At 70.5% G+C, this 25,111-nt stretch carries 18 protein-coding genes; 7 read left to right on the top strand and 11 right to left on the bottom strand.

Translation table 11 applies throughout. From position 1 onward, the window contains the following. The first annotated feature begins 233 nt into the window (after nt 1-233). Nucleotides 234-1,706: a PAS domain-containing sensor histidine kinase gene (locus LXT21_RS07335; protein ID WP_254037362.1), complete on the top strand. Its 1,473-nt coding sequence runs from the start codon at nt 234-236 to the stop codon at nt 1,704-1,706. A gap of 12 nt (nt 1,707-1,718) precedes the next feature. Here the strand turns inward: LXT21_RS07335 and LXT21_RS07330 are convergent, their stop codons facing one another. The 9 genes from LXT21_RS07330 to LXT21_RS07290 all read right to left on the bottom strand — a co-directional run bounded on the left by LXT21_RS07330 (nt 1,719) and on the right by LXT21_RS07290 (nt 13,426). Then, nucleotides 1,719-2,030 carry a hypothetical protein gene (locus tag LXT21_RS07330; RefSeq protein ID WP_254037361.1) on the bottom strand — a complete coding sequence of 104 codons (312 nt, stop codon included), beginning with the start codon at nt 2,028-2,030 and terminating at the stop codon, nt 1,719-1,721. A gap of 69 nt (nt 2,031-2,099) precedes the next feature. Continuing rightward, the gene (locus LXT21_RS07325; protein ID WP_254037360.1) at nt 2,100-2,423 is read right to left on the bottom strand and encodes a c-type cytochrome; all 324 of its coding nucleotides are present in this window, start codon (nt 2,421-2,423) and stop codon (nt 2,100-2,102) included. A gap of 48 nt (nt 2,424-2,471) precedes the next feature. Continuing rightward, on the bottom strand, nt 2,472-3,107 hold the full coding sequence (locus LXT21_RS07320; protein WP_256571363.1) for a pilus assembly FimT family protein: 636 nt from the start codon (nt 3,105-3,107) through the stop codon (nt 2,472-2,474). Between the two features lie 7 nt (nt 3,108-3,114). Beyond that, a complete protein-coding gene (locus LXT21_RS07315) occupies nt 3,115-4,335 on the bottom strand; it encodes a PilW family protein (protein ID WP_254037358.1) in 1,221 nt (406 codons plus the stop codon). Beyond that, nucleotides 4,332-4,847 carry a type IV pilus modification PilV family protein gene (locus LXT21_RS07310; protein ID WP_254037357.1) on the bottom strand — a complete coding sequence of 172 codons (516 nt, stop codon included), beginning with the start codon at nt 4,845-4,847 and terminating at the stop codon, nt 4,332-4,334. Before LXT21_RS07310 ends, LXT21_RS07315 begins: the two co-directional genes overlap by 4 nt. Then, a complete protein-coding gene (locus LXT21_RS07305; RefSeq protein ID WP_254037356.1) occupies nt 4,844-9,241 on the bottom strand; it encodes a pilus assembly protein in 4,398 nt (1,465 codons plus the stop codon). Before LXT21_RS07305 ends, LXT21_RS07310 begins: the two co-directional genes overlap by 4 nt. Nucleotides 9,242-9,283: 42 nt before the next feature. Further along, complete coding sequence (locus LXT21_RS07300; RefSeq protein ID WP_254037355.1) at nt 9,284-9,964, bottom strand: hypothetical protein; 681 nt, start codon at nt 9,962-9,964, stop codon at nt 9,284-9,286. A 305-nt stretch (nt 9,965-10,269) separates the two neighbouring features. After that, nucleotides 10,270-11,904: a hypothetical protein gene (locus tag LXT21_RS07295; RefSeq protein ID WP_254037770.1), complete on the bottom strand. Its 1,635-nt coding sequence runs from the start codon at nt 11,902-11,904 to the stop codon at nt 10,270-10,272. A 172-nt stretch (nt 11,905-12,076) separates the two neighbouring features. Next, nucleotides 12,077-13,426, bottom strand: coding sequence for a methyltransferase domain-containing protein (locus LXT21_RS07290; RefSeq protein WP_254037354.1), 1,350 nt, complete (start codon nt 13,424-13,426; stop codon nt 12,077-12,079). A 216-nt stretch (nt 13,427-13,642) separates the two neighbouring features. Between LXT21_RS07290 and LXT21_RS07285 the strand changes: the two genes are divergently transcribed. From LXT21_RS07285 to LXT21_RS07265, 5 genes are read left to right on the top strand one after another with little or no spacing between them, the layout of a single operon-like run. Further along, the gene (locus LXT21_RS07285; protein ID WP_254037353.1) at nt 13,643-15,826 is read left to right on the top strand and encodes a GumC family protein; all 2,184 of its coding nucleotides are present in this window, start codon (nt 13,643-13,645) and stop codon (nt 15,824-15,826) included. Beyond that, the gene (locus LXT21_RS07280; protein WP_254037352.1) at nt 15,823-17,082 is read left to right on the top strand and encodes a glycosyltransferase; all 1,260 of its coding nucleotides are present in this window, start codon (nt 15,823-15,825) and stop codon (nt 17,080-17,082) included. Before LXT21_RS07285 ends, LXT21_RS07280 begins: the two co-directional genes overlap by 4 nt. Before the next feature lie 9 nt (nt 17,083-17,091). Beyond that, nucleotides 17,092-18,216 (top strand): glycosyltransferase family 4 protein, encoded by a 1,125-nt coding sequence (locus LXT21_RS07275; RefSeq protein WP_254037351.1) that lies wholly within the window; start codon nt 17,092-17,094, stop codon nt 18,214-18,216. Further along, complete coding sequence (locus LXT21_RS07270; protein WP_254037350.1) at nt 18,213-19,703, top strand: O-antigen ligase family protein; 1,491 nt, start codon at nt 18,213-18,215, stop codon at nt 19,701-19,703. The genes LXT21_RS07275 and LXT21_RS07270 overlap by 4 nt, the downstream gene beginning before the upstream one ends. Next, nucleotides 19,672-20,814 (top strand): glycosyltransferase family 4 protein, encoded by a 1,143-nt coding sequence (locus tag LXT21_RS07265; protein ID WP_254037349.1) that lies wholly within the window; start codon nt 19,672-19,674, stop codon nt 20,812-20,814. Before LXT21_RS07270 ends, LXT21_RS07265 begins: the two co-directional genes overlap by 32 nt. Before the next feature lie 4 nt (nt 20,815-20,818). On the opposite strand, the gene LXT21_RS07260 is transcribed toward LXT21_RS07265, so the two are convergent. Both LXT21_RS07260 and LXT21_RS07255 read right to left on the bottom strand, forming a co-directional pair. Further along, on the bottom strand, nt 20,819-21,967 hold the full coding sequence (locus tag LXT21_RS07260) for a glycosyltransferase family 4 protein (protein WP_254037348.1): 1,149 nt from the start codon (nt 21,965-21,967) through the stop codon (nt 20,819-20,821). Nucleotides 21,968-22,013: 46 nt separating this feature from the next. Continuing rightward, nucleotides 22,014-23,258: a glycosyltransferase family 4 protein gene (locus LXT21_RS07255; protein ID WP_254037347.1), complete on the bottom strand. Its 1,245-nt coding sequence runs from the start codon at nt 23,256-23,258 to the stop codon at nt 22,014-22,016. A gap of 281 nt (nt 23,259-23,539) precedes the next feature. On the opposite strand from LXT21_RS07255, the gene LXT21_RS07250 reads away from it, so the two are divergent. After that, nucleotides 23,540-25,105 (top strand): serine/threonine-protein kinase, encoded by a 1,566-nt coding sequence (locus LXT21_RS07250; RefSeq protein WP_254037346.1) that lies wholly within the window; start codon nt 23,540-23,542, stop codon nt 25,103-25,105. Nucleotides 25,106-25,111: the final 6 nt, after the last annotated feature.

The following is a 25,111-nucleotide window of genomic DNA, read 5'->3' as shown; positions in this document are numbered from 1 at the left end:
GGACCCCTGAGGGCCCCGGGGTAATTAGAAGCGCGCCCCTGACAGGTCAACGACAGAGCGCGTTGCCTGTCGTGTGTCGGAGCCGACGCGGCCCGGAGTGCTGTGTCCGCCACGAATCAGCCGTACCGGGGCTGGGTTGGCCGCACGCCCGGGGCAGGACCTACTCTTCCTCTCAAGGCATCGCTGGGGGGTGCCACACGCCAGCCATGCAATCCGGCCGTTGGAACAGGGTGATGAGCGGGGCGGGCGCGCCCCCCTCCGAAGCCGTGGTGGTGCTGCGCAGCGTCCGTTCCGCTGAGCAGGGCATCCTGGACTTCGAGTGCGTCTCCGCGAACGTGCACGCGGAGCGCTGGTTGGGGCGCGAGGAGCGCTCCCTGGTGCGCCAGCGGCTGCTCGAGGAGGCCGCGTGGGTGGGGGAATGTGGCCTCTTCGCCGCATGTGTCCGGGTGGCCGTGCGGCGCGAGCCCGAAATCATCCGCGTCTCGCGCCAGTCCTCCGTGGGGCCGGTGTGGCTCTTGGCCCGGGTGTCCCCGTGGGAGGACGGCGTCGTCGTCTTCCTGGAGGATTTGACGGAGCGGATGGCCTCGGAGGAGACGCTGCGCCGCGACCATGACCTGCTCAACGCGGTCATCGAGAGCGCCACCGACGCCATCTACGTGAAGGACGTGAACGCGCGCTACGTGCTCATCAACCCGGCCACGGCGCGGGCCTTCAACCGGGCGCCGCAGGACATCCTGGGGCGCACGGACCTGGAGCTCCTGGGTGGAGACATCGCCGGGCCCACGCTGGCGCATGACCACGCGGTGATGGAGTCGGGCGTCACCGCCACGTACGAGGACTCCGAGGGGGGCCCTGGCAGCGACCGCATCTGGCAGACGACCAAGGGCGTGCTGCGCCGGGGGGACGGCACCGTCTACGGCCTGTTCGGCATCAGCCGGGACGTCACCGCGCGGCGGCGGCAGGAGCTGGAGCGGGACGAGGAGGCGCGCTTCCAGGAGCGCTTCATCGGCGTGCTGGGGCACGATTTGGGCAACCCGCTGGCGGCGGTGCGCCTGTCCGCGGCGGCGCTGCTCGCCCAGCCGACGCTGACGCCGGACGTGCGGCGGGTGGCGACGCGCATCGACGGGAGCGCCGAGCGCATGGCGCGGCTGGTGAAACAGCTGCTCGACTTCACCCGCGCGCGCATGGCGGGCGGCATCCCCCTGCGTCCGCGCGAGGTGTGCATGGAGTCGGTGTGCCGGCGCATCATCTCCGAGCTGGAGCCGGCCCATCCCGACCAGCGCGTGGACCTGGAGGTGGTGGGGGACTCGCGCGGCGTCTGGGACGAGGAGCGGCTGGGGCAGGTGCTCTCCAACCTGGTGGGCAACGCCCTGCAGCACAGCCCCGCGGGCACGTCCGTGCGCGTGCGGCTGGCGGCGAGCGAGCCGCTCTTCCAGCGGGTGGAGGTGCACAACGTGGGGCCGCCGATTCCGGAGTCGCTGCGCCCGCGCCTGTTCGCGCCCTTCCACCGCGGCGCGCCCGAGCCGGGCATGCCCAGGCCCCATCGCCACGGGCTGGGGCTGGGGCTCTACATCGTGTCGCAGATCGTCACCGCCCACGGCGGGTGGGTGGATGTCGCGTCCTCGCAGGAGGTGGGCACGTGCTTCGCGGTGACGCTGCCCCGGGTGGTCCAGTCGCAGGACGAGGCCCAGACGCGCTGGGCCTGAGGGGTGGGGCTGTCAGTACCGGGCGTAGCGGGCCGCGGCGCGCAGGCGCAGCATGTCGTTGAGCGCGCCCGGGTCCACCAGCTCCAGCGCCGCCGCTCCGCGGATGCCGCGGTAGCGGTAGTCCTCCTCGTCCTCCTCGCCCTTGTCCTTGTCCTTGTCCTTCCCGTCGCCCTTGTCCTTGCCGTCATCGGGGCGCAGGGACAGGGGCTCGGGCCGGGAGACCCCCGGCTCGATGCGCGGGGTGCTCAGCGCGTGGGCCTTCACGGAGGTGAAGATGCCCGCGAGGGCCAGGCAGAAAACGAAGAGGGTCGAAAGTGCCTTCATGAGGGGGCTCCGTTTCTCTTCTCGGCAAGACGCGAGCCCGAAACGGTTATTCAGCCCCGAGGCCTCTCCCTACTTGGCCTTCATGGTGCGGATGTATCCCACCAGCGCGTCGATCTGCGCGGCGGTGAGCTTGTCCTTGAAGGCCTTCATCTTCGTGTTGCGAGGAGAGCCGTCGGCGATGGCCGCGCGGATGTCCGCGTCGGACTCGGCCGCCTGCCAGGCAGGCTGGCTCATGTCGGTGATGGACTCCTTCTTGCCCATCTTCGTGTCGGCCTTGCCGTCATCGCCGTGACAGGACTTGCACTTGGCCTTCCACACCTCGACGACCTCGTCGGCCGCGTAGGCGGCGGGGGCCAGACACAGGCTCAGCATCAGGGCGAACCGCTTCATCATCGTCACTGCCTCCTTGGGAGGCCCTGACTGTGACATGGAACGCTGGCTTCAGGGAGCGCACCCGGCGGCGGTGGGCTGCAGCTCGCAGTCCACCAAGGTCGGGTTCCCGGTGAGTGCGTCCACCTGGAGCACGCGGTCGGGCACGGACGGGTCCTGGGGGCCGCGCTTGCGCAGGATGCGCAGCGAGCCCGTCAGCGGCGCCGCCCCCTCCGGGTCGCACATGGTGGCGCCTCGCGTGGCGACGGGGCGCGCGGTCTCTCCGAGCCAGCACAGGCCGTGCAGGCTGGAGACGTCCAGCTCGGGGGTCACCGCGAAGGCGTCACCCACCTGCGCGCAGGTGCAGCCAGACGCGCCGCACGCCGCGGTGAGGCACTCGGTCCGGGGGCATTGGGAGCCCCAGGTGTCTCCGGGCGCGCAGTCGGGCTTCTCCCAGCGCAGGGCGGGTTGGCTGACGCCGTTCTCCACCGTGGTGGTGCGCATGAGCCGCACCGCCTGTCGCGTGCTCCGGGCCTGCTGCCGGGCTTCTTGCGCGGCCAGGAGGATGGAGCGCGAGGCGGCGCTGGCGCGCTGGTTGCGCGTGAGCGCCTGGTAGCCCGTGGTGGCCAGGGCCGTCATCAGGCCGAGGATGGCGAGCGCCATCATCAGCTCAATCAACGTCATTCCGTGTCGTCGAGTGACTCGCATGGTGGTGTCAGCCCCCGGCGTAGCCGAAGTTGCGCGGCGTCACGCGGATGAGGAAGTGGCGTCGCTTGTAGCCGTCATCGGGATTGCCCTCGTCGTCGGAGGGGAGCATCCCCGCGTCGGGCGCCCCGCGCGCGGCCTGTCGGTCCGGACGCGCGGAGCGCGCGGTGACGAGCAGCTCCACCACGCGCACGCGTCGCATCAGCTCGTCCCGCGCGCTGCCCGGTCCGTAGTCCTGTGCTCCCATGGTGCCCGCGTCGCCGGGGATGAGGCCCCAGCATTGAGCATTGGTGCACTGGTCGATGGCGGGACGCGCGGGGATGGCGGCGGGGTCCGGGAAGTAGCGCAGGGGGGTGTTCGGGGCCTCCAGCGTGGCGACGCCCAGGCGCACGCGCAGCTGTTCAATCTCCTCCGACAGCACCTGGAACTCCGCGGGCCCCAGCGAGCCGTCCGGGTCCAGCTCCAGGGCGGGCCGGCCCTGGCTCCAGTTGACGCGGTAGATGCGCGAGGTCACCGGCATGAGCAGTGCGTCCTCGTCATTGCCATTGACCTCCCACAGGGGAGAGGGGCTCACGTTCGTGCAGAAGCTGTTGTTGTTGAACGGCGTGGCCCCTGGAGCGCCCACGGCCCAGGCGATGTTGTTGCTGGAGAGGGCTGGGGGGATGGTGATGTTGCGCTGAGCCAGGGCCACGCCCACGCAGGCGCCCCGGACCTGAGGGTCCGCGGCGACGAGCACGGTGCCCGTGGGCAGGCCCGCCTCGGTGCCGGGCGGAGCCTGCGTCGTCAGGCACAGGGGCGAGGTGTTTCCGTGTCGTGCGTCCGAGCCACCGCTTCCACAGCGATTCATCCTCAAGGCCCGCGCACTGTCCGCTTCGAAGATCTCCAGCACATCCGAGCGGAGGGCCGTGTAGGCGCCACTGGGAGGCACGTATCCGGCGGATGCGCCCGCCGCGCTGGTCACGTTGATGGCGTAGCGCAGCTCCCCGGGGGCTCCGCCCAGGTAGAGCGGTGAGCTGCCGAAGCCCTCTCCGGCGCGCTGGAGCGAGGGGGTGAAGAAGTCCCGCGCCGCGCGGGCGGCGTTCTGGGTCTCCATCGTGCGCTCCTCCAGGTAGCTGCGCCGCTGGAGGTAGGTGCCCGCGGAGACCGCGCCGGCGATGACCACCAGCGCGATGGTGGTGGCCATCATCAGCTCGATGAGGCTGAAGCCTCGAGTGTTGGATGCGCGGCTCATGGCGTCATCCGGGTCTGCAGGGCCACCGCGCGCAGGACCTTGTCCGGGTCCAGCCAGCTCACGGTGACGCGCACATTGACGACGTTGGGCAGCCGCACGCCGGGGAGGACGTCGCGGGCCAGCGCGGGAGTCCCCGCCTCCTCGCCCTCCATGGGCGGGTCCACGTCCACCGCGACGTCGTACTTCATCCGCACGGGCTCGCCCGCGACGGGCGCCGCGTAGCGGGGCGTGCCGTTGGCGCTCCACCACACCTCGTGCCGGTCCCGGTCCAGCGCCTCGATGTTCTGGCAGGGGCGGCCGGGCGCGGGGGTGACACACCTCATCGCGGTGATGCGCTCCAGCTCCTGCTCCGCGATGAGGCCCGCCTGGGCCTGGATGAGGTTGCGGCGGTTCTGCTTCGCGGAGGCGAGCACCGCGAGCGCGATGCCCAGGATGCCGAACACCACCACCACCATGGTGGCCATGGCCTCCAGCAGCGTGGCGCCCCGGCGGGAGCGACGAAGCGTCCTCATGGGACCACCCCCTGGATGTTGCCGGTGGTCTTCACGTCCCAGATGAGGGTGCGCGCGGTGCTCCCCAGCCCCGTGCCCGTCTCGTTGTTGAAGACATCCGAGCCGTTGTTCACGAGCTTGAAGCCGTTGTTGGTCTGGATGACGACCTTCTTGTCGAAGATGAGCGGCTGGGTGAGGCTGTGTCCCTCCAGGCTGGCGTCGTTGGTGGGCTGGGGCGCGCCGTTGCTCCCGTTGAAGGCGTAGACCCGGCCACTCTCGTCGGCGTCGAGGCTGCACTGGTTGGCGGAGGTGCCCACGGCGGTGGCCGTGTGGACGACGCCCTCCTCGTCCACGGAGACGCCGCCCCAGACCACCTGCCTGGGCCCGAGCTTCTGCACCCAGGCGACGCTTCGCCCCACGCACCCGGAGGCCAGCGGGTTGGAGTCGACGAAGGCCATCACGTGGTAGCGGGGACGCGGGTCGCGGTCCACGTCCTCGTTGTCGAGGTCCGGGTTGTTGCCGGTCCCCATGTAGATGCGCACGGAGGTGCCCGAGCCGGAGCGCTCCTGGCTCACCGCGATTTGCGAGTAGAGGCCCTGCCTCGCCGCGTCGTCGATGACCCGGTTCGTGGCCGGGTCCTTGTCGGTGCGCGCGTCGGCGATGACACACGTCGGGACGGCCAGGCCCGGTGCGCGGCTCGCGTCGACGTCGCGCAGGTTGACGCGGAACACGCGGGCCTTCGTCGTGGGGACGTAGACGACGTCGTAGTTGCTGTCGCCGTCCACATCGATGGCCACGGGCGCGCCGCCGACGCCCTCGCCCTCGTCACCCATCACCACCACACCGGCCAGCTTCCGCCTGATCGGGGTCTGCCCGGCATGGGCCACCTGGATGGGCAGCCCCGTCTTCACGTCGATGAGGTACAGCGTCGCGCGGCCGCCCGTGTTCCTGGGCGAGTAGTCGGACGCGAACGCCGCCACCCACTTCTTGCCGCCGCGCGTGCCGAAGTCCATGCGCACCAGGAGCGGGTTGTGCCGCGAGCCGGTGGTGTCGGGGCGCTGGGCGAACTGCTCCTCCAGGGGCTTGCAGCCGTTGGTGGTGCCCGCGCACGGGTCTCCCGAGTTGTTGATGCGCTCTCTCTGGGGGTCGAACTCCCAGAGGACGCCGGGGTAGCCGGCCCCGGTCTCCGTGGGGCGGGTGACGTCCAGGGCGAAGAAGACGCTCTGCTGGGGGCCGGTGGGGCTGACGAGGACCGTCTTCGCGTCGGTGCGCTCGTTGGGCTGGGTGCTCAGGCGCCACTGGGTGCCCGTGGCGGGGTTGTAGCCGGTGTCGGGCAGGTACTCGCTGCCCGAGCGCAGGTCCACCACCGTCACCGCCGGAGACGCATCCACGGAGGCGCGCTTCGTCTTGTCGTTGCCGCGCACGTAGTTCTCCGCGAAGAAGCGCAGGAGCTTGCCGGGCACGTAGGCGTACAGCTCGCCGCCCGTCCCGTACTCGCGGCCCGTGGAGCAGCCCGAGTTGTGGGCGAAGTACCCTCGGAAGTCCCGGAAGGACGTGCAGGAGTCATCACCGGAGCGCAGCTCCCCGAGTGACAGGGCGTGCAGGAAGCCCGAGGTGCTGCCGATGAAGGCCGCCGCGCCTCGGGTCTTCATCACCGTGTTGCCGATGAAGGTGTTGCTGCGGAACGCCGCCTGCTCGCTGAGCGACGCCCGCTTCACCCAGGTGGGCTCGCTGGCGGGACCGACGATGGCCGCCGTGGACAGGTTGATGCCGCCCATGGGCCAGGTGCGCCGGGTGACGGGGCCGGTGGCGAGGCTGTTGTCCTCCCATCCGTACAGCCAGTTGCGCAGGGCGGTGCGGTCCAGCTTGTCGCACAGGCCATCCTGGTTCAGGTCATAGCGACGGCCCAGGGTGGTGGCGCAGAAGTTCCGGGCCTCGTCGTTGGTGTTGGCGACGGTGGGGAACAGGGGACTGCTGTTGTCGTCCGCAATGGCCTGGGACGCCACCGTGACGCGCGAGGTGGGCGTCGTCGTGGGGATGCTGGTGAAGAGCTGGCGGTCATTGGGCGAGGCGGTGCGAATCAGGCGGTTGAGCTGCTCGCCTCCGTCCCACTGATTCCAGTCGTCCGCCTCCGTGTTGGCGCGGTTGGGCCGGTCGGGCTCGTACAGCCGGCGCAGGTAGACGTGGCCCCTCTCGGCCACGTCCAGTCGCTGGTCGTAGACACGCTTGGAGGGGTAGAGCGGGTTGCCGGAGGACTGCTCGTACCAGGGCGCGGGCGTGTACCAGGTCCGCCCCGGCGTCTCCGACACACCGAGGATGACGGTGTTGGCCACGCCCAGGCTGGCGGCGCGGCCGTACTGGCCGGCCTTCTGCGCCTTGTAGGAGATGTTCACGTTGGCGATGGTGGGCTGGCAGGACTCGCCGGGGCTCTCGAAGACCGCGCGCCAGCACAGCTGCGAGCCGGTGAAGCCCTGCTCCAGGAAGTCGTTCACCGTCCGGGTGATGTTCACGCGGGTCCCCGGAGTGGCCGTGGCGTCCGGGAAGGGCATCGTCACCCAGTGGGGGTTGGGATTGGGCTGGAAGTCCGGATTGGACGTCGCGCACCGGTCCACGCACACCTTGCAGTCCAGCGACACCTGATAGGTGATTTGCGGCTTGGGCTGCACATAGCCGTCGGGTATCGGGTTGGGCGCGGGCGGCTGGCAGTCACTGGTCTGGTTGTTGAACCGGTAGTAGGGCTGGTCGTCGATGGTCATCTCGACGGAGGTGATGGTGTAGTCCTGGGCGACATCGAGCGGGATGCTCGACACCAGGTCCGACTTGTAGATGCCGTTGTTCTGTTTGTTGATGAGGATGACGGTGTCGTCGTAGGTCCGGTTGCCGCCGGAGTTCTGGTCCTCCCACCCGAGAATCCAGACGCGGGGGTTGTCCACGGGCGCGCCCACCAGCGTGTGCGCGGCCCGCCGGAAGTAGGATTTGACCTCCTGGTTCTGGTTCGTGTTGAAGCGGACCTGACCGTAGGTGGGAGAGCGCAGGCGGTCATAGGCGACGCCGTCGAGCCATCCGTTGCGCAGCTCCTTCACGGTGACGATGTCGTCCTTCGTCTGATGCAGGTCCAGGTTGAGCAGCGTCTTGGTGAAGAAGACGTTGATGTCACCGTGGGCCCACAGGTCGCACTGCAGCCGCGGACCGCCGCCCTGGTTCGCCGGCCAGGTCGTCATCTTGGTGATGAAGCAGGTGTCCGTGCCGTCGTAGATCTGCTCCACGTACGTGACGAGGAAGAAGACGATCTCCCGCTGTCCCTGGATGACGCCCATCTTCTTGCGGCGGTCCTCCTCGTTGGGGGCCTCGAGGGGATTCCTGCCGGGGATGAGCACGCCCCGGTCATCGAAGGCGCTGGCCTTGTAGTCGGGCAGGCCATCCTGTCCCGTGGCCAGGCGGCTGTCCCAGACGGGCCCCACGGCCGAGCGCACGCCATTGACCTCGCGGTAGGCCATGCGCGGCTGGAAGCACTCCGAGGTGGGGGAGTCGCCAGCGATGTTTCCCGAGGGACAGTGGTTGTCATCGTCGTCCGTGGCGAGGAAGACGAAGTGTCCGATGCCCCGGTTGCCGTTCTCCTGGGACCGGGGCTCGAGCAGGTTGGGGATGTGTGGGAAGAGCCCCCGGTCGCTGAAGTAGCTGTCGACGTTCGTGGGGTTGGTCTGCATGTCGTTGGCGTTGTTCAACACGCCCGCGGGGTGGTCCATCACCCGGGCACCCACCACGCCGCCGCTTGGCTTGGTGCCATAGGAATCTCGCCATCGGCGGGGGCCTGCCGTGGAGCTGTAGGTGCTGGCGACGTTGCAGGGGCCGGTGAGCAGGTCGGGCTCGCGCAGCGTCACCGTGATGCCGTCGGCGCGCTTGTGCTGGAAGGTCTTCGCCTGGTTCCCGCAGCGCGGCCCGTCGCCGATATAGGTCTGCGGGTCGAGGTTGTAGAGATGCTCGTGGAAGTCCGGCACGCCATTGCCGTTCTTGTCGAGCAGGACGTCGTCGTTGGGGTTGTCCTCGTCCTTCGGGTCGATGTACCCGGCGGCGATGAGGTCGTCGTAATAGAACCAGCCCAGCGTGTTGGAGGCGCCGCCGCCGGCCTGGTCATGGACGAGGAGCGCCTCGAGCTCCTGGTCGAAGGGCAGGATGATGCGCTCGGGGTCCAGGATGCTGCGGTTGGTGTTGAGCCGCAGCTTGTTGTCAGGCGTGAGGATGACGGCGGTGGGGTAGCCGGCGTCGGCGGTGAAGGGGGGCTGCTTGTCCTTGCCCGTCTCGTCGATGCAGGGGTTGTAGGAGACGGTGGGGGTTCCTCCGTCTTGCTGGGCGAGCGCCGGGAGCGCGGCGACGAGCGCCAGCGCGGCGATGAGCAGAGGTCGTGAGTACGACATGGGGAGTCCTGGGGTGGGGTGCGGGAAAGGACAGACAGGAGGTCAGCACTCGCCGTTGTTGGCGGCGCCGTTGGTGTCTTCGGTGCTGCAGGCGCCGCCGGGGACCGCGCCGCTGGTGATGAGGGCCCGGATGATGACGCGCTGGGGTTGGGTGCCGTCGCGGCCCCGGACCTCACCCACGGAGACGAGCCAGACGCGGTTGTTGACGTCCGCGGTGCGATCGTTGGCGTCGTCGTTGTCGTCGACGAGGAAGACCCGGTAGAGCACGCGCTCCTGCGCGGGGAAGTCCAGGATGCGGCGGCCATCCGCGCCGTTCATCTCCAGGAAGGCCGTGGTGATGTCCGAGTCGACGGCCGTCCCGGAGGATGCCGCCGCGAGGGTATAGGGCGTCCAGGGGATGACCTCGTACCAGGGGAACACGTTCCCATTGGGAGGACCGCTGGGCAGGCCTGGCTCACCCTGGACGTAGCCATTGGCACGACTCTGCCCGTTGTACTGATTGCTCAGTGCGTCCATGATCCCGTCGAAGGTGGTCTGCTCTGCTCTTCGCAGCACCCGCGTGAGCTCGCGCGCCTCCGCCAGTCCCGCCTCCGCGGCGAAGTGGGCCTCGCGCTTCCTGCGCTCCTGGGCCTGCAGCGCGCTCTCCGCGGCCACCTTGCGCAGGGACACGACGACGGCCGCGGCGATGAACGCGATGATGCCGATGGCCATCAACATCGCCATGCCCCGTGGGGCATGTCGGCGGATTCCAGACGAACGACGGACGGATGAGGGATGCGACACCAGCGGCTCCTTGCCGGGGAACGGCGGAACGAGCAGCGGGCTGAATCAGCAATCCCCAGGCCCGCTGCTGCGGGCTTCCGGGCTTCAGTGCTTTCAGGGCTTTGTGTCGCACCCTGGGTGAAGCGTGACACTGACAAGCTTTTGCGAGCATCGCAAAACTTGCGAGGTGTCACGGGTGTCAGGCGTGTCTTGGAATGTGTTTGTGATTCATCGAATCCGCGATGAATCAGGAAATACTTGAAATATCAGCGACCCGGGAGGGGCCAGAAGGACACACGACTTTGGGGAGGTGCGAGCCACACTGACTCCAGGAAGCGCGTGGCGTTCTGGTCCGCGGTGTCGTGCTCGGTGGAGGCGTGGTGCAGGGCGGCGAGCACGAGCAGCGTGGCCATCGCGGCGCCCAGAGCCCCCACGCCCGGAGCGCGGCGTCCGGGAGGCGTGGCCAGGCCCATGAAGACCCAGCACGTCACGGCGACGAGCACGGCGAGCAACACCGCGCCTGCCGCGGGCTGTGGGAGCCCCAGGAAGGAGAGCACCGAGGGCGGGAAGTAGCCGTCGGACAACAGCGGGAGCGTCAGCCCTCCCAGCACGTTGGAGACATCGTCTGGGATGTAATTGACGAAGGTGGCCAGCCCCGTGGTGAGGATGGCTGCCCCGCACAGCATGGCGGCGAGCCCCAAGGCCACCGGGCGGGACGCGGCGCGCAGCCGCTCCAGCCAGAGCCCCGCGGGCAACAGCAGGAAGGGCACCAGCCCGGTCAGGTGGCGAGGGCCCGTCGTCCATCCCCAGGAGTCATAGGAGAACGACGACGTGAAGTAGAGGTAGCTGGCGACGAGCACCGCCGTCATCCACGCGGTGGCGCGGGCCTCGGCGCCCGCGCCTCGCCGGAACGTCAGCCGCGCGACTCCAGGGATGGCCAGGAGCAGGAAGGGCGCGAGGGTGAACAGCCCGCGCAACGGCGAGACGAGCGACAGCGTGAAGGCGCGCGGGTCCGGCGTGCGGATGCCCAGGAACCCGCCCAGGTGCCACGGCTGATAGCCCGCGTCGTTGAGGTGCTTGTATCCGCTCGTCAGCGGATGCCCGAAGGCGGCCTGGTGGTACAGCATCAGCGCCACCACGAAGGGCAGCGCGCCCAGCGTGGCGAGCCCCGCGGCGCGTCCCAGGCCCTTCCAGCGCTCGCTCGCGGGAGCCTCCTGGAACAGGAAGGTGAGCCCGCCGTAGAGCACCAGCCCCAGCACGCCGAGCGCGCCGGTGTACTCCGCGGCCACGGTGGCGCCCGCGCACACGCCCGCGAGCACGTAGCCCCGCTCCCGCCAGTCGCCGCGAGCGCAGCGCCACAGGGCATAGAAGCCGGCGAAGAGCAGCACCGCCACCGTCTGGTGGCTCATGAACAAGAGCGAATAGCTGAACGCCAGCGAGCCCAGGCCATACGTCACCGTGAGCGCGTCGGCGACGAGCGGCGTCAGGTGCTCGCGCAGGTACCGCCGCACCAGCCACAACAGCCACAGCGTGGGCAGCACGGTGAGGAACAGGCGCGAGAAGAAGACCAGCGGGACTTCCGGCACGGGGCCCGGGCGGGCCACCGCGCGCAGCGCCGCGTAGAGGGGCGTGGCGGCGAACGACAGGAGCGGGGCCTTGCTGGGGTAGTACTTCCCGTCCTTCACGGACAGGTCCCCCACATAGCCGCGCTCGCGCAGCACCTCGTTGATGACCAGCGTGCCGTGGTCCACCAGCGAGATGCTCTGCCACAGCCGGCACAGCTCGTTGGGCGAGCGCAGCTTCGGGTGGTAGGGGAAGAGCAGGAGGTACAGCGCCGCGAGGCCGGCCCACACCCAGCGCGGAGCACCCCGCGAGGCCGCGATGGGGTGAGGCGTGGACACGGGGTGCGCCGGGGCAGCGGGCGGCGGAGTCGCCGAGACCTCGGCGCCGGGGCTGCTCGCCGCCGCGCGAGGGCTCGTCTCGTCGCGCTGTCCTTCCGGGGTGCCGGACGCGGCGGCGGGGTCGACCGGGCTCACGGCGTGCGGTCCTCAAGGCTCGGACGGCACGGCCCGCTCATGCCTCGCCACCGGTGACGCGGGCCACGGCGAAGAGGCTCATGCCCACCGGCAGCTTCACGTGGGCCTCGGCGCGGGCGAACAGCGGGGCCAGCGTGTCGTAGAGCTTGAGCTGCAGCTTGGGCACGGAGCGGCGGCGGAACAGGCGGCTGTTGACGAACCAGCCGGGCATGCCCACCAGGTTCATCCACTCCAGCTTCTCCACCTCGAAGCCGTTCTCTTCCAGCACCGCGCGCAGCGTGGCGGGCGTGTAGCGACGGTAGTGGCCCACCGCCTCGTCGATGCTGCCGAAGAGCTGCTCGAGCGCCGGCACCAGGATGAGCACGCGGCCGCCGGGCGCCAGAATCTGACGGAAGCGGCGCACCGCCGAGCCGTCGTCGGGGATGTGCTCGAGCACGTTGGACAGCACGATGGTGTCCAGCTGCTCCTTCTTCAGCGACTCCCAATCCGCCAGCGCCACGTCCGACAGGTACGGGCGCACGTGCGGACGGCCACGGAAGAGGTTCTTCAGCCGGTCCACGTAGAAGCGGTCCACCTCCAGCGCGATGAGCAGCTCCGCGCCGGACTCCAGCTCGCGGGTGATGGTGCCGATGCCCGCGCCAATCTCCAGCACGCGGCGGCCCAGGTGCTCGCGGAAGCGGCGGCCCAGCCACTGGTTGTAGTGCGTGGCGCCGTCCATGCGCTCCAGCGTGGTGTAGCCCTCGTGCTGGTTGTCCGCGTCGTCGCGCACGGTGGCGTAGCGCATCAGGGTGCGCAGCTGGGACAGGCGCGCGGCGCGCGGGCGGCGCGGCACCGCCTGCAGCGGAGGGAGGGCGACCTCGGTGAGCCGGTACAGCTGCGCGGCCAGCTTCACCACCAGCTCCGCGTCCACCGCGTCGTCGTCGCTGGTGAGCGTGACGGAGCGCAGCGCCTCCGTGCGGAACGCGCGCACGCCGCTGAGCGGGTCGGTCACCGCCACGTCCGTGACGAAGCGGGTGACCTGGCCCATCGCGCGCTCGGCCCACAACCCGGGCGACAGCCCCGTCGCGGCGCGGTGGCCGAACACGGCGTCCGCGGTGTCGTCGCGCAGGGGCCCCATCAGGGCCTCGTAGGCATCCGCCGCGTAGGCGGCGTCCGGGTCCTGGAGGACCGTCACCGGGCTCGTCACGTGCGCGAGCGCCGCCCGGATGGCCACGCCCTTGCCTCCCTGCACGTCCAGCACCCTCAGGCCGGGGGTCGACGCCACGTCGGGCCGCCCGTCTCCGGCGAGGACGACCTCGGCGCGACCCGACAGCTCCCGGGCGAAGTGGGCGGCGGCATCCACGGTGGAAGGAGCGAAGGGGATGATGACCGAATGCTGGAAGCTCACGTCGGGCTCAGTAGCACAGGCGCCCCGGATGCGCGCGGCCCCGCCTCGAAGAAGGGTGGGATGGGGGGCTTCCAGGCGACGGCGGAACGATGGACAACCCGGGGCGGACACGGCACGCTCGACGGTGATTTCCAAGGGTGTGGGTGAAGGTCGGGGCCGGCGGGTGCCGGGCGCCGCCGCACCGCGGGCGCCCCAGGGCTCCAGGAGAGACGAGACGTGGATGGAACGGTGTTCGACCCGGCCGGTGGCCCGACGTCCGCGGGGTTGATGCTCCGCGCGCGGGCGCTGTGGCGGCGCAAGTGGGTCGTGCTCGGCGTGGCGGTGGTGGTGGCGGCGCTGTCGGCCGTCTACACGCTGCGCCAGCCCAAGGTCTTCTCCGCCAGCACCTCCCTCATCATCGACGTGACGGCGCCGCGCTTCCTCGACGGTGAGGTCAAGGAGGTGATGGGCGAGGAGCGCAGCAACTACTGGTTCAACAAGGAGTACTACGCCACCCAGAGCGAGATCATCACCTCGCGCGCGGTGGCCAGCCGCGTGGTGGACAAGCTGGGGCTGTCCACGGACGCCAGCTACCTGGGCGTCGCGCACCTCGTGGACGAGAAGGCCCGCGTGCAGGCGATGCAGGGCGCGGACGCGGTGGGGCTGCTCCAGTCGCGCATCCGCGTGCTGCCCGCCAAGGACTCGCGGGTGATGAACATCGCGGTGGATGACCTGGACGCCGCGCGCGCGGCGCTGCTCGCCAACGAGGTGGCCAACGCCTACATGGCGGAGAACCTGGCGCTCAAGCTGCGCATGACGGACGACGCGCGCAGCTGGCTGGAGAGCCGGCTGGAGGATTTGGAGAACACGTCCAAGGCGAGCGAGCTGGCCGTCTACGACTTCAAGAAGGACGCGGACATGCTGTCCACGTCGCTCGAGTCGCGGATGAGCATCGTCAGCGACCGCATCAACAGCTACAACCTGAACCTCACCCAGGTGAGCACGCGCATCGCCGCGCTGCAGGCGCGCGTGGAGGCCATCCAGAAGCTGCGCAAGGCGTCCCCCGACGACGAGACGTGGGCGGAGGCGCTGCCGGGCGCGAAGGACGGGCCCATCCAGGATTTGCGCAAGAGCTACACGGACGCGCGCGTCGCGTGCGCGGAGCTGTCCGAGCGCTACCTCCCCGAGCACCCCAAGCTCCTGGAGTGCCAGGGCAAGCTCGCGGTGATTCAGGCCGACTTCCTCAAGAGCCTGCGCAACGTGGTGCGCCTGGCGGAGACGGAGCTGTCGGAGGCGGAGGCCCAGCGCAAGAACCTGGTGAAGCTGCTCGACGAGGCCAAGGCCGAGGCCTTCCAGGTGAACAAGAAGTCCATCGAGTACGACCGGCTCAAGCGCGAGTCGGACAACAACCAGCGCCTGTATGAGCTGGTGCTCAAGCGGCTCAAGGACATCGAGCTGTCGGGCCTCTTGCGCACCAGCAACGTGAGGATACTGGACCCGGCGCGTCCGCAGTTCGCGCCGGTGAAGCCCCACGTGAAGCGCAACCTGATGGTGGGCATGGTGCTGGGCCTCTTGACGGGGCTGGGCGCGGCGCTGCTGCTGGACCTGCTCGCGAACACGGTGGCCTCGCAGGAGGACGTGGAGGGGCGGCTGGGGCTGGCGTTCCTGGGCGTGATGCCGCGCATCGAGGGCAACCGTCCGCCCAAGGACCGCGACCTCTTCGTGCACCGCGAGCCCAAGTCGTCGGTGGCCGAGTGCTGCCGCGCCATCCGCACCAACCTGCTCTTCATGTCGCCGGACGCGCCCTTCAAGACGCTGGTCGTCACGTCCAGCGGGCCGCAGGAGGGCAAGTCCACCACGACCATCAGCCTGGGCGTGGCCATGGCCCAGAGCGGCAACCGGGTGTTGCTGCTGGACACGGACATGCGCAGGCCCCGGCTGCACCGGGCCTTCGGGGTGCCCAACGAGCTGGGCATCTCCTCGCTGGTGGTGGGCGAGGGCACGCTGGAGGCCGCGGTGAAGAGCACCGAGGTCCCCGGGCTCTTCGTGCTCCCGTGTGGCCCCTTGCCGCCCAACCCCGCGGAGCTGCTGCACACGCGCGCGTTCGCGGACCTGCTCAAGCTGGTGGCGGGGAAGTTCGACCGCGTCCTGTTGGACAGCCCGCCGCTCAACGCGGTGGCGGACGCGGCGGTGCTGGCCACGCAGTGTGACGGCGTGGTGCTGGTGCTCAAGGCGGGCAAGACGAACCGGGACTCGGCGCAGCGCGCGCTGCGCTCGCTGGCGGACGTGCAGGCGCGCATGTACGGCGCGGTCCTCAACGACGTGGACCTCAAGGCGCCGGGTTACGGCGGCACGTACATCGCCTATCAGGGTTATGGGCAGTACGCCGAGGACCCCAAGGACCGGGTGGCGCAGTCGTGAGCGCGCCGCTGACGGGAGCGGGCCTCCGGGTGTTGCACCTGGGCAAGTTCTATCCGCCGGCGTCCGGCGGCATCGAGAGCCATGTCCAGACGCTGGCGCGCGCGCAGGCGGCGCAGGGCGCGCGGGTGGAGGTGCTGTGCGCCAATCACTCGCGCGACTCGGGGAACACCAGCCACGAGTTCCACGGGAAGAGCCCCACGCATGAGGAGTGGGACGGGCTGGTGCGGGTGGTGAGGTTGGGGCGGCGCGCGTCGGTGGCGCGCATGGACGTGCTGCCGGAGCTGCCCGGGACGCTGCGGCGGATGCTCGCCCAGGGCGTGGACGTGGTGCACCTGCACACGCCGAACCCGACGATGCTCCTGGCGCTGGACATGGTGCCCCGGCTGCCGGCCGTCTTCGTCACGCATCACAGCGACGTCATCCGGCAGAAGGTCGCGGGCGCGCTCTTCCGGCCGCTGGAGCTCTTGCTCTATGCGCGCGCGCTGCGAATCTTCTCGGACAGCGAGGCGTACATCGAGGGCTCCACGCTGCTGAAGATGTTCCGGAGCAAGGTGCGGGCGTTGCCGCTCGGCATCGATGTGGAGCCCTACCTGGCGCCGTCGGTGGAGGCGCTCCAGGCCGAGGCGCGCTGGCGTCAGGACTTCGAGGGGACGCCGCTGTGGCTGATGGTGGGGCGGCTCGTCTACTACAAGGGTTTGTTCACCGCGCTGGAGGCCCTGGCGAAGGCGCCGGGGCGGCTGGTGGTGGTGGGCGTGGGGCCGTTGGAGGCGGAGGGGCGTGTTCGCGCGAAGGCGCTCGGCGTGGAGTCCCGCGTGACGTGGGCGGGCTATCTGCCGCCGGCCTCGCTCATGGGGGCCTATCGCGCGGCCACGGCGCTCTGGTTCCCGAGCAACGCGCGCAGCGAAGCCTACGGTCTGTCGCAGGCGGAGGCGATGGCCAGCGGCCTGCCCGTGCTGAACACGGCGATTCCGCACTCGGGCGTCGCGTGGGTGAGCCGTCACGAGGAGACGGGGCTGACGGTGCCGGTGGGTGACGCGGACGCGCTGGCGCGCGCGGCGCGGAGGCTCGTGGAGGAGCCCGGGCTCGCGGAGCGGCTGGGCCGTGGAGCGCGCGAGCGCGCGGAGGCGGAGCTGCGGCACGATGTCATGGCGACGCGCAGCCTGAGGCTCTACGCGGAGGCGCTGGGTCGTCCCGTGCCCGAGATGGCGGGGGATGCGAGCGAGGTCCCCGCGCTCACCGGTACGGGGAGGGCCTGAGACGCCCGCATGCGCGCGCTGCACGTCTACAGCGGCAACCTCTACGGAGGCATCGAGTCCTTCCTCGTCGCGCTGGCGCGAGCGTCCTCGCTTCACGCCGAGGGCACGACGCATGAGTACGCGCTGTGCTTCGAGGGGCGGCTGTCGACGGAGCTGCGCGAGGCGGGCGCCGCGGTCCACCTGTTGGGCAGCGTGCGGGTGGCGCGGCCCTGGACGGTGTGGCGCGCTCGGAGGGCGCTGGGCGCGTTGCTGAAGACCGGTGGATACGCGGTGGTCGTCTGCCACGCGGCGTGGCCGCAGGCCGTGTTCGGCCCCGTGGCGCGCGCGGTCGGTGTGCCGCTGGTCTTCTACCAGCACGATGCCTTGACGGGTGCGCACTGGGTGGAGCGCTGGGCCGGTGTCACCTCGCCGGACCTGGTGCTCGCCAACAGCGCGTACTCCGCGCGCTCACTCGGCAGCGTGTATCCCCGGGCTCCGCATCGGGTGCGCCATCCGTTGGTGCAGGCGCCGGCGCGGGTTCCAGCGTCCTCGGAGCGCGCGGCGCTGCGGGCCGAGCTCGGCGCGAGCGACGAGGACGTGGTCATCCTCCAGGCCTGCCGGATGGAGGCGTGGAAGGGACACCGGCTGCTGCTCGAGGCCCTGGGCCGCCTGCGCGAGGCGCGGGGCTGGCGATTGTGGGTGGCGGGCGGGGCGCAGCGTGAGGAGGAGACGCGCTACCTGGAGGGGCTGCTCGCTCAGACGCGTGCGCTCGGCCTGGACGGGCGGGTGCGCTTCCTGGGGCAGCGCTCGGACGTGCCCCGACTGATGCGCGCGGCGGACGTGCACTGTCAGCCCAACACGTCGCCGGAGCCCTTCGGCCTGGCCTTCGTGGAGGCGCTCCAGGCGGGGCTGCCCGTGGTGACGACGGCGCAGGGTGGGCCGCTGGAAATCGTGGACGAGACGTGCGGTCGGCTCGTCGCGCCCGAGGCCGGCGCGTTGTCCTCCGCGCTCCTTCGACTGGTGGTGGACGCGGAGGCGCGGCGCAAGCTGGGCGCGGGTGGGCCCGCTCGCGCGGCGGCGCTCTGTGCGCCGGAGGTCTTCTTGCGCGGCCTGGACGAGGACCTGCGCGTGGCCGTGTCGGGAGTCGAGGCGTGAGCGCTCCACGGCCGTCCCCTCGGCCTCAGCTCCAGGGGCCTGGCGTGCTCGGGCGCAGGTACGTGCGCCGCGCGCCGGGCGCGCCGCTGGAGGTGGCGACGCCGCAGCCACCGAGGCAGCCGTCGCCGTCGTCGAAGGAGGCACCGCCCGCGCCGCCTCGCACGGGCCTCCTGTCCTCGAGCCGGCTGGTGCCGCTGTTCATCGGCGTGCTCGTCGCGTGTCAACTCGCGCTGCTGGTGGAGGCCATCGCGCCTCTGCGCGTGCTGGTGCGCATCCTGGCGTTCGGGTTGAGCCTGGCGCTGCTGGTGCTCGTCCCCGGGCGCGGGGCGAGGCATCCGGCGGTGCCCTTCGTGGTGGGCTCGCTGGCCATCACCACGCTCAACTTCTTCCACCCGGGCACCGTCAGCCCGATGGCCGGCGTGGTGCAACTGGGCATCCAGTTGTCCATCATCGCGCCGTTGTTCTGGGTGACGCGGCTGTCCATCGACTCGCGCGTCTTCCGGCTCACCCTCACGCTGTTGTTCCTCTTCAACACGGCCAGCGCCTCGGTGGGCGTGCTCCAGGTCTACTTCCCCGGCCGCTTCCAGCCGGCGATGTCGGCCGCGGTGCAGGCGCAGGGCGACTCCTATCTGCGCAGCCTGGAGTTCGAGACCGCCAGCGGCGCGCGCGTCTTCCGGCCCATGGGGCTGACGGACATGCCGGGCGGCGCGGCGACGGGGGGCTTCTATGCGGTGCTGCTCGGCAGCGGCTTCCTCTTGTCCTCACGCAAGGGCCTGTCGCGCGCGCTGAGCGTCGTGGGCATCATGGTGGGGTTGCTCTGTCTCTACCTGTGCCAGGTGCGCGCCATTGCCCTGACGCTGGGCGTCTGTCTGGCGGCGATGGCGGGCATGCTCGTGCTCACCGGCCGCGTGGCGCGGCTGGCGAAGCTGATGGCGGTGGTGGGCATGGCCAGCGTCTTCGCCTTCGGCTGGGCCGTGGCCGTGGGCGGCGACGCGGTGCAGAAGCGCTGGGACAGCCTGTTCGAGGCGAAGCCGGAGGAGGTCTACCACAGCAACCGGGGCCGCTTCCTCGAGGGCACCTTCGAGTACTTCCTGCCGGAGTATCCGCTGGGCGCGGGCCTGGGGCGCTACGGCATGGCCAACGCGTACTTCGGCGACAACTCCGACCCGGCGCAGCCGCCCTTGTGGGCCGAAATCCAGTGGACGGCGTGGGTCTACGACGGCGGCATCGTGGCGGTGGTGCTCTACCCCCTGGCGCTCCTGGCGACCATGGCGTGGGTGCTCCAGATGGCTCGGCGACGCCATGACTCCGGCGATGAGTTCTGGCTGTGGGGAAGCGTCATCTTCGCCTACAACCTGGGCGCGCTGGCCCTGACCTTCAGCTATCCGTTCTTCATGAGCCAGGTGGGCATGGAGTTCTGGTTGCTCAACGCGGCGCTCTTCGGCGCCTGGACGCATGCGAAGACCCTACACGCTCATCGCCGGTGATTTCGTCGCCACGGGTGGAATGGACCGCGCCAACCTGGCGCTCGCGCACTGGCTGGCGAAGCAGGGCGGCCCCGTGCGGCTGGTGGCCCACCGCATGGCGGACGAGCTGCTCGGCTTCCCCAACGTGCGCTTCGTGAAGGTGCCCAAGCCCGCGAACTCCTATCTGCTCGGGGAGCCGCTGCTGGCCGCGATGGGCAAGGCGTGGGCGCTGCGCACGCGCGCCGAGGGCGGCCGGGTGCTCGCCAACGGCGGCAACTGCGTCGTGCCCGGCGCCAACTGGGTGCACTACGTGCACGGGGCCTATGTCTCGGAGCACGTCGGCGGCGTGCTGCGCCAGGTGAAGGGCCGCGTGGGGCACGCGCGCTTCGTGAGCGAGGAGCGCAAGGCGCTGTGGCGCTCGAACGTCATCTTGGCGAACTCGAAGCGGACGCGCGCGGACCTGGTGGCGGCCACGGGCGTCCCCGAGGCGCGGGTGCACGTCGTCTATTACGGCAACGACTCGGAGCGCTTCCATCCGGTGTCGCCCGAGGCCCGACGCGCGGCGCGCGCGGAGCTGGGCTGGCCGGAGGACCGGCGCGTGGCGCTCTTCGTGGGCGCGCTGGGAGACCGTCGCAAGGGCTTCGACTCCCTGTTCCACGCGTGGGCGCGGCTGCACGCGCACGGGGACTGGGGCGTGGACCTGAAGGTGGTGGGCGTGGGCGCGCAGCGCGAGGCCTGGGAGCAGGAGGCGCGCACGCGAGGGCTGGAGCGGCGCATCGAGTTCCTCGGCTTCCGACGGGATGTACCCAAGCTGTTGTCCGCGGCGGACCTGCTGGTGTCCCCGACGCGGTACGAGGCCTACGGGCTGGGCGTCCACGAAGCGCTGTGTTCGGGACTGCCCGCGCTGGTGAGTCGCTCGGCGGGCGTGGCCGAGCGTTATCCAACGGAGCTCGCGGGCCTGCTGCTGGACGACCCGGATGACGTGGACGGCCTGGTCCGCGCGCTGGAGTCGTGGCGCGAGCACGAGGCGGCCTGGGCTCCCCACGTGGCGGCCTTCTCGGAGCGGCTCCGCGCGTGGACGTGGGACGACATGGCCGCCGGCATCGTCCAGGTGATGGAGCGCGAGGGCTGAGCGGTCAGCGCCGCTCGAGCAACTCCTCGAAGAAGTCCAGGTGCGCGCGAGCGACGACGGGCCACGAGAAGCGCCGCACGGCCCACTCGCGGCCACGTGAGGACAGCTCGCGTCGAAGCTCAGGGCTCTCCAGCACGTCCGAGAGCGCGCGAGCCCACGCACTGTCATCCGCCTCCGGCAGCAGCCGTCCCGCGTCGCCCACGGTGTGGGGGATTTCGCCGGAGGTGCTCGCGAGCACGGGCACGCCGCACGCGAAGGACTCCGCGAGCATGCGGCCGAACTGCTCCTTCCACCGAGGCATCGTCTGGCTCGGGCCGCAGAGCACATCCATGGCGTTGAGCACGCGCGGCACGCCTTCGTGGGGCACGCCGGTGAGGATGCGGACGCGGTCCTCATGGCTCGCGGCCCAGGCGCGCAACTCCGCCTCCATGGAGCCACCCCCTGCCAGCAGCGCGCGCCACGGTGTGCGGAGCTGCTCCAGCACGCGCATCAGCAGCGACACACCCTTCTCGGGGACGAAGCGCCCCAGGTAGCCGATGACGGGAGGACCGTCCGCGCTCCACCCGAGCTTGCGGCGCACGGCCTCACCCGAGGCGCGGTCCGGCCGGAACAGCTCCGTGTCCACGCCCATGGGGATGATGCAGGAGGGGCGCGCGGCATAGCCCGGTCGACCGAGCAGGTTGTCCTTCACCGTCTGACCGCCCGCGACCCAGCCGGCGCTGCGCCCGACGACGAAGCGCTCCGTCTGCGCGAAGGGCGGTGGGTAGCGCTTGGAGAGGTTCTGGAAGGTGCTGAAGACGAGGGGCACGCGGCGCGGGGTGAGCAGCGCCACCTCGAGCCCCGCCAGGACGAAGGGCTCCTCCCAGGCATGGACCAGGTCCACGCCGCGCCGCAGGTGCTCGCGCAGCTCCGGGCCGTAGACGAACGCGTGGAGTGAGCGGCTGAGGAAGGCTCGTACGCCCGCCACCTTCGCGGGCTCGTCGGTGTCTGCTTGGAGGTGGATGGGGCGCAGGTCACCGTGGAAGAAGCGCGGCGCCACGGCGGTGACGTCCCACGCGCCGCCTCCCACGCGGGCCATCTCGTTGGCGAGGCGCCGGTTGAGGGTGACGACGTACGAGTGCGAGACGGTGACGAGTCTGCGAGGCCGCTGCACGGAAGCTCCAGGGAGCGGCGGACGAAACCAGAGCCCCTCGGGGTGGTCAACCCGCGCGAGAGAGGGGCTGTCCGCTCAGGAGCGCGCGGTACACGGAGAGAATCTCGCGGGCGTAGCGCTGGCGGGAGAAGCGCTCCACGGCGGTACTCCGGGCCGCGGTGCCCAACCGGGCACGCAGGGGCGCATCCGTCAGCAGTCGACGCAGCGCCTCCGCCAGGGCATGGGCATCGTTCGGCGCCAGCGTGAGCGCGTCCACGCCATCGGTGAGGGCCTCGGCCGCGCCGCTCACGCGCGAGACGATGGCGGGGCGGGCACAGGCGAGGGCCTCCGCGATGGTGAGACCGAAGGGCTCGCGCCGCGTGCTGGCGTGCACGAAGACGTCCAGCGCGCGGTAGACGGGCGCGGAGTCGGGCTGGAAGGGCACGAGCCCGACGCGTCCGGTGAGCTTGCGCTGCTCGATGAGGCGACGCAGCTCGTCCTCGGAGAACTGCGAGCCCGCGGTCTGGTACAGCGGCGAGCCGACGACATAGAAGCGCACGGGCAGCGACGGCTCCACGCGCGTCAGCGCCTCGGCGGCCTCCAGGAAGAGGTCTTGTCCCTTCCAACGCGCATAGGTGGCCACCAGTCCCACGCGCGACGTCCCCGCTGGGGCGGGAGGCAGGCCCGCCAGCGCGTCCAGGTCGGCGGTGTCGCCCGTGTCCGGCGCGAAGCGGTTCACGTCCACGCCGTTGTAGACGACCTGCACGGGGACCCTGGGGAGCACCTCCCGGGTGTCGTCTCCCACGGCGCGCGAGTTGGCGATGGCCGCCGAGGCCAGCGGCGCGAGTGCGCCCATCGCGCGTCGCACCAGGGGACGCTCGCCGAGGAAGTCGTGGACGTGCCAGACGCGCCGGAGCGGCAGTCCCGCGGTGAACGCACTCAGCAGGTGGGACTTGATGCCGTTGGAGTGGATGAGGTCCGGACGCAGGCGCGCGACTTCGCGTCGAAGCACGTGTCCGTGGCTCGCGAGCAGGGCGGGCACGGGGAGCAGCTTGCTCGCGAAGCGCAGCGTATCGCCCAGGTTTCGCCCCCGCAGGGCGCTGTCCCCCAGGCTCGACAGGCGCGCGGGGAGCGGCAGGCAGCGCGCGTCCACGCCCAGTCGATGGGCCTGCTCCAGCAGCGGTCCTTCTGTCCCCGAGAACAGGTGGAGCGACAGTCCCGCATCCAACTCGCGCAGGCAGGACATCAAATCGAGCAACGCGCGCTCGGCGCCGCCGACAATACCTACAGGATTGAGGAAGAGGAGGCGCACGCACGGCGGACCGAAGCAGAGCCCTTCGAGGGCGTCAATCAGGGTTCATGAAGTCGTGCGTGACCGCACCCCTGGGTCACTGTCCGTCAAGGACTCAAGGGGATGCAGCGATGTCTTGGAAATGAAATCAAGTCAGAGAAGTGAATCCAGAAAAGCGTTTTGCGAGACGTTGGGAGACCTTCGGGTGAGATGGCTTCCGGCCTGCTTGCCGGGCAATGATGCGAGCAACGATGAGTCCTGCGCGTAAATGTCCTCGCTGTGGTGCGAACCACAGGCCGGGAGTGACGGTGTGTCCGCGCGAGGTCTTTCGTGCGGGTGTCGCCGCGGGCGCGGGTGCGTATCGCTCCGAATCGCGCGACGACACGGATGAGGCCACGTTCAAGCGAGGCCGGGAGACGCGCACGGAGCTCGTGAGGCCGCTGGTGGCGAAGGCTCCTGCGGGCGACATGACGTGGGAGGACTCCGTCACGCGCGACGTGCTCGTGGGCACGAAGGTGGGCGACTACCTCATCAAGCGCCGCATCGGTCACGGCGGCATGGGCATCGTCTACGAGGGCGAGCACGCCGTCATCGGCCGCAGGGTGGCCGTCAAGGTGATCCGCCCGGAATACGTCGACGGCGGTCGCGCCAGGGACCTGGCCACGGAGGCGCGCTCGGCGGCGGCCATCCGGCATCGCGGCATCATCGACATCTTCGGCTTCGGCACCATCCCCGACGTGGGCCAGTACCTGGTGATGGAGTACCTGGAGGGTGCTCCGCTGGACGAGGTGCTCCTCCAGCGCGCGCCGATGCTCGAGGTGGAGGTCATCCGGATTCTCGACGCGCTGCTGAGCGCGCTGGGCGCGGCGCACGGCGTGGGCGTCATCCACCGCGACCTCAAGCCCGGCAACGTGTTCCTGGTGCGCGAGGGGGATGGCTCGGAGTCGGTGAAGGTGCTCGACTTCGGCATCGCCAAGCGCAGCGAGGCCCCGTACGGGAGCACGCCGCAGACGCACGCCAACGCGTTGGTGGGGACGCCCGAGTACATCGCGCCGGAGCAGGCCTGTGGTCAGCAGGTGAGCCCGCAGACGGACTTGTACGCGGTGGGCGTGATGGCCTTCGAGATGCTGACGAAGCGGCTTCCTTTTGAAGGGGAGTCGGCGATGGGCATCGTGCTGCAGCATGTCCGCACGCCGCCGCCACCCGTGTCGCGCTATCGGGAGGTGAATGCCTCGCTGGCGGCGTTGGTGGCGCGGCTGTTGGAGAAGGAGCCGGCGGCGCGGCCCGCGTCAGCGGAGGCGGTGCGTCGGGAGTTGAAGGGCATCCTCGCGGGCTTCTCGGAGGGGGCCACGCGGTTGGCCATGGCGCCGTTGCAGGCGCCCCCCAAGGCGAAGGTGGCGCGCAAGGAACGACGGGCGAGAGTGCCAGAGCGTCGCGCTCCAGCGGATTCGGACCAGCGGACGAACGTGGAAGCGCCCACGATGTTGCTGGAGCAGACGGCGTTGGACCACCGCAGGGTGCGTCCTCGGCGCTCGCGCAAGTGGTGGATGGGCGGCGCGCTGGCGTTGGTGCTGGTGGTCGGAGGCTGGGCGTTCCTGTCACAGGCGCGAGCGGCCTCTGTTCGCCGTGAGTCGACTCCGGTGCTGGTGAGTGAGGCGCCGGGGACGGGCACCGTGGTGCTCAGGGTGAGCGGGCCGCCCCTGATGGAAGTGCTCGTGAACGGGAAGAGCCACGGGGAGCGCTACGTGCTCGAGTTGCCCGAGGGCATCCATCGGCTGGAGGTGCGGAGCCGGGATGCCGGGACGACGTACAGCGGCTCCCTGGAGATTCGCGCGGGTGCGTTCATCGAGCACCACGTCACGCTGTGAGCCGGG

This window comes from Myxococcus guangdongensis (assembly GCF_024198255.1).
Lineage (GTDB): Bacteria > Myxococcota > Myxococcia > Myxococcales > Myxococcaceae > Myxococcus > Myxococcus guangdongensis.
This window is presented reverse-complemented; position numbering and strand designations above follow the sequence as displayed.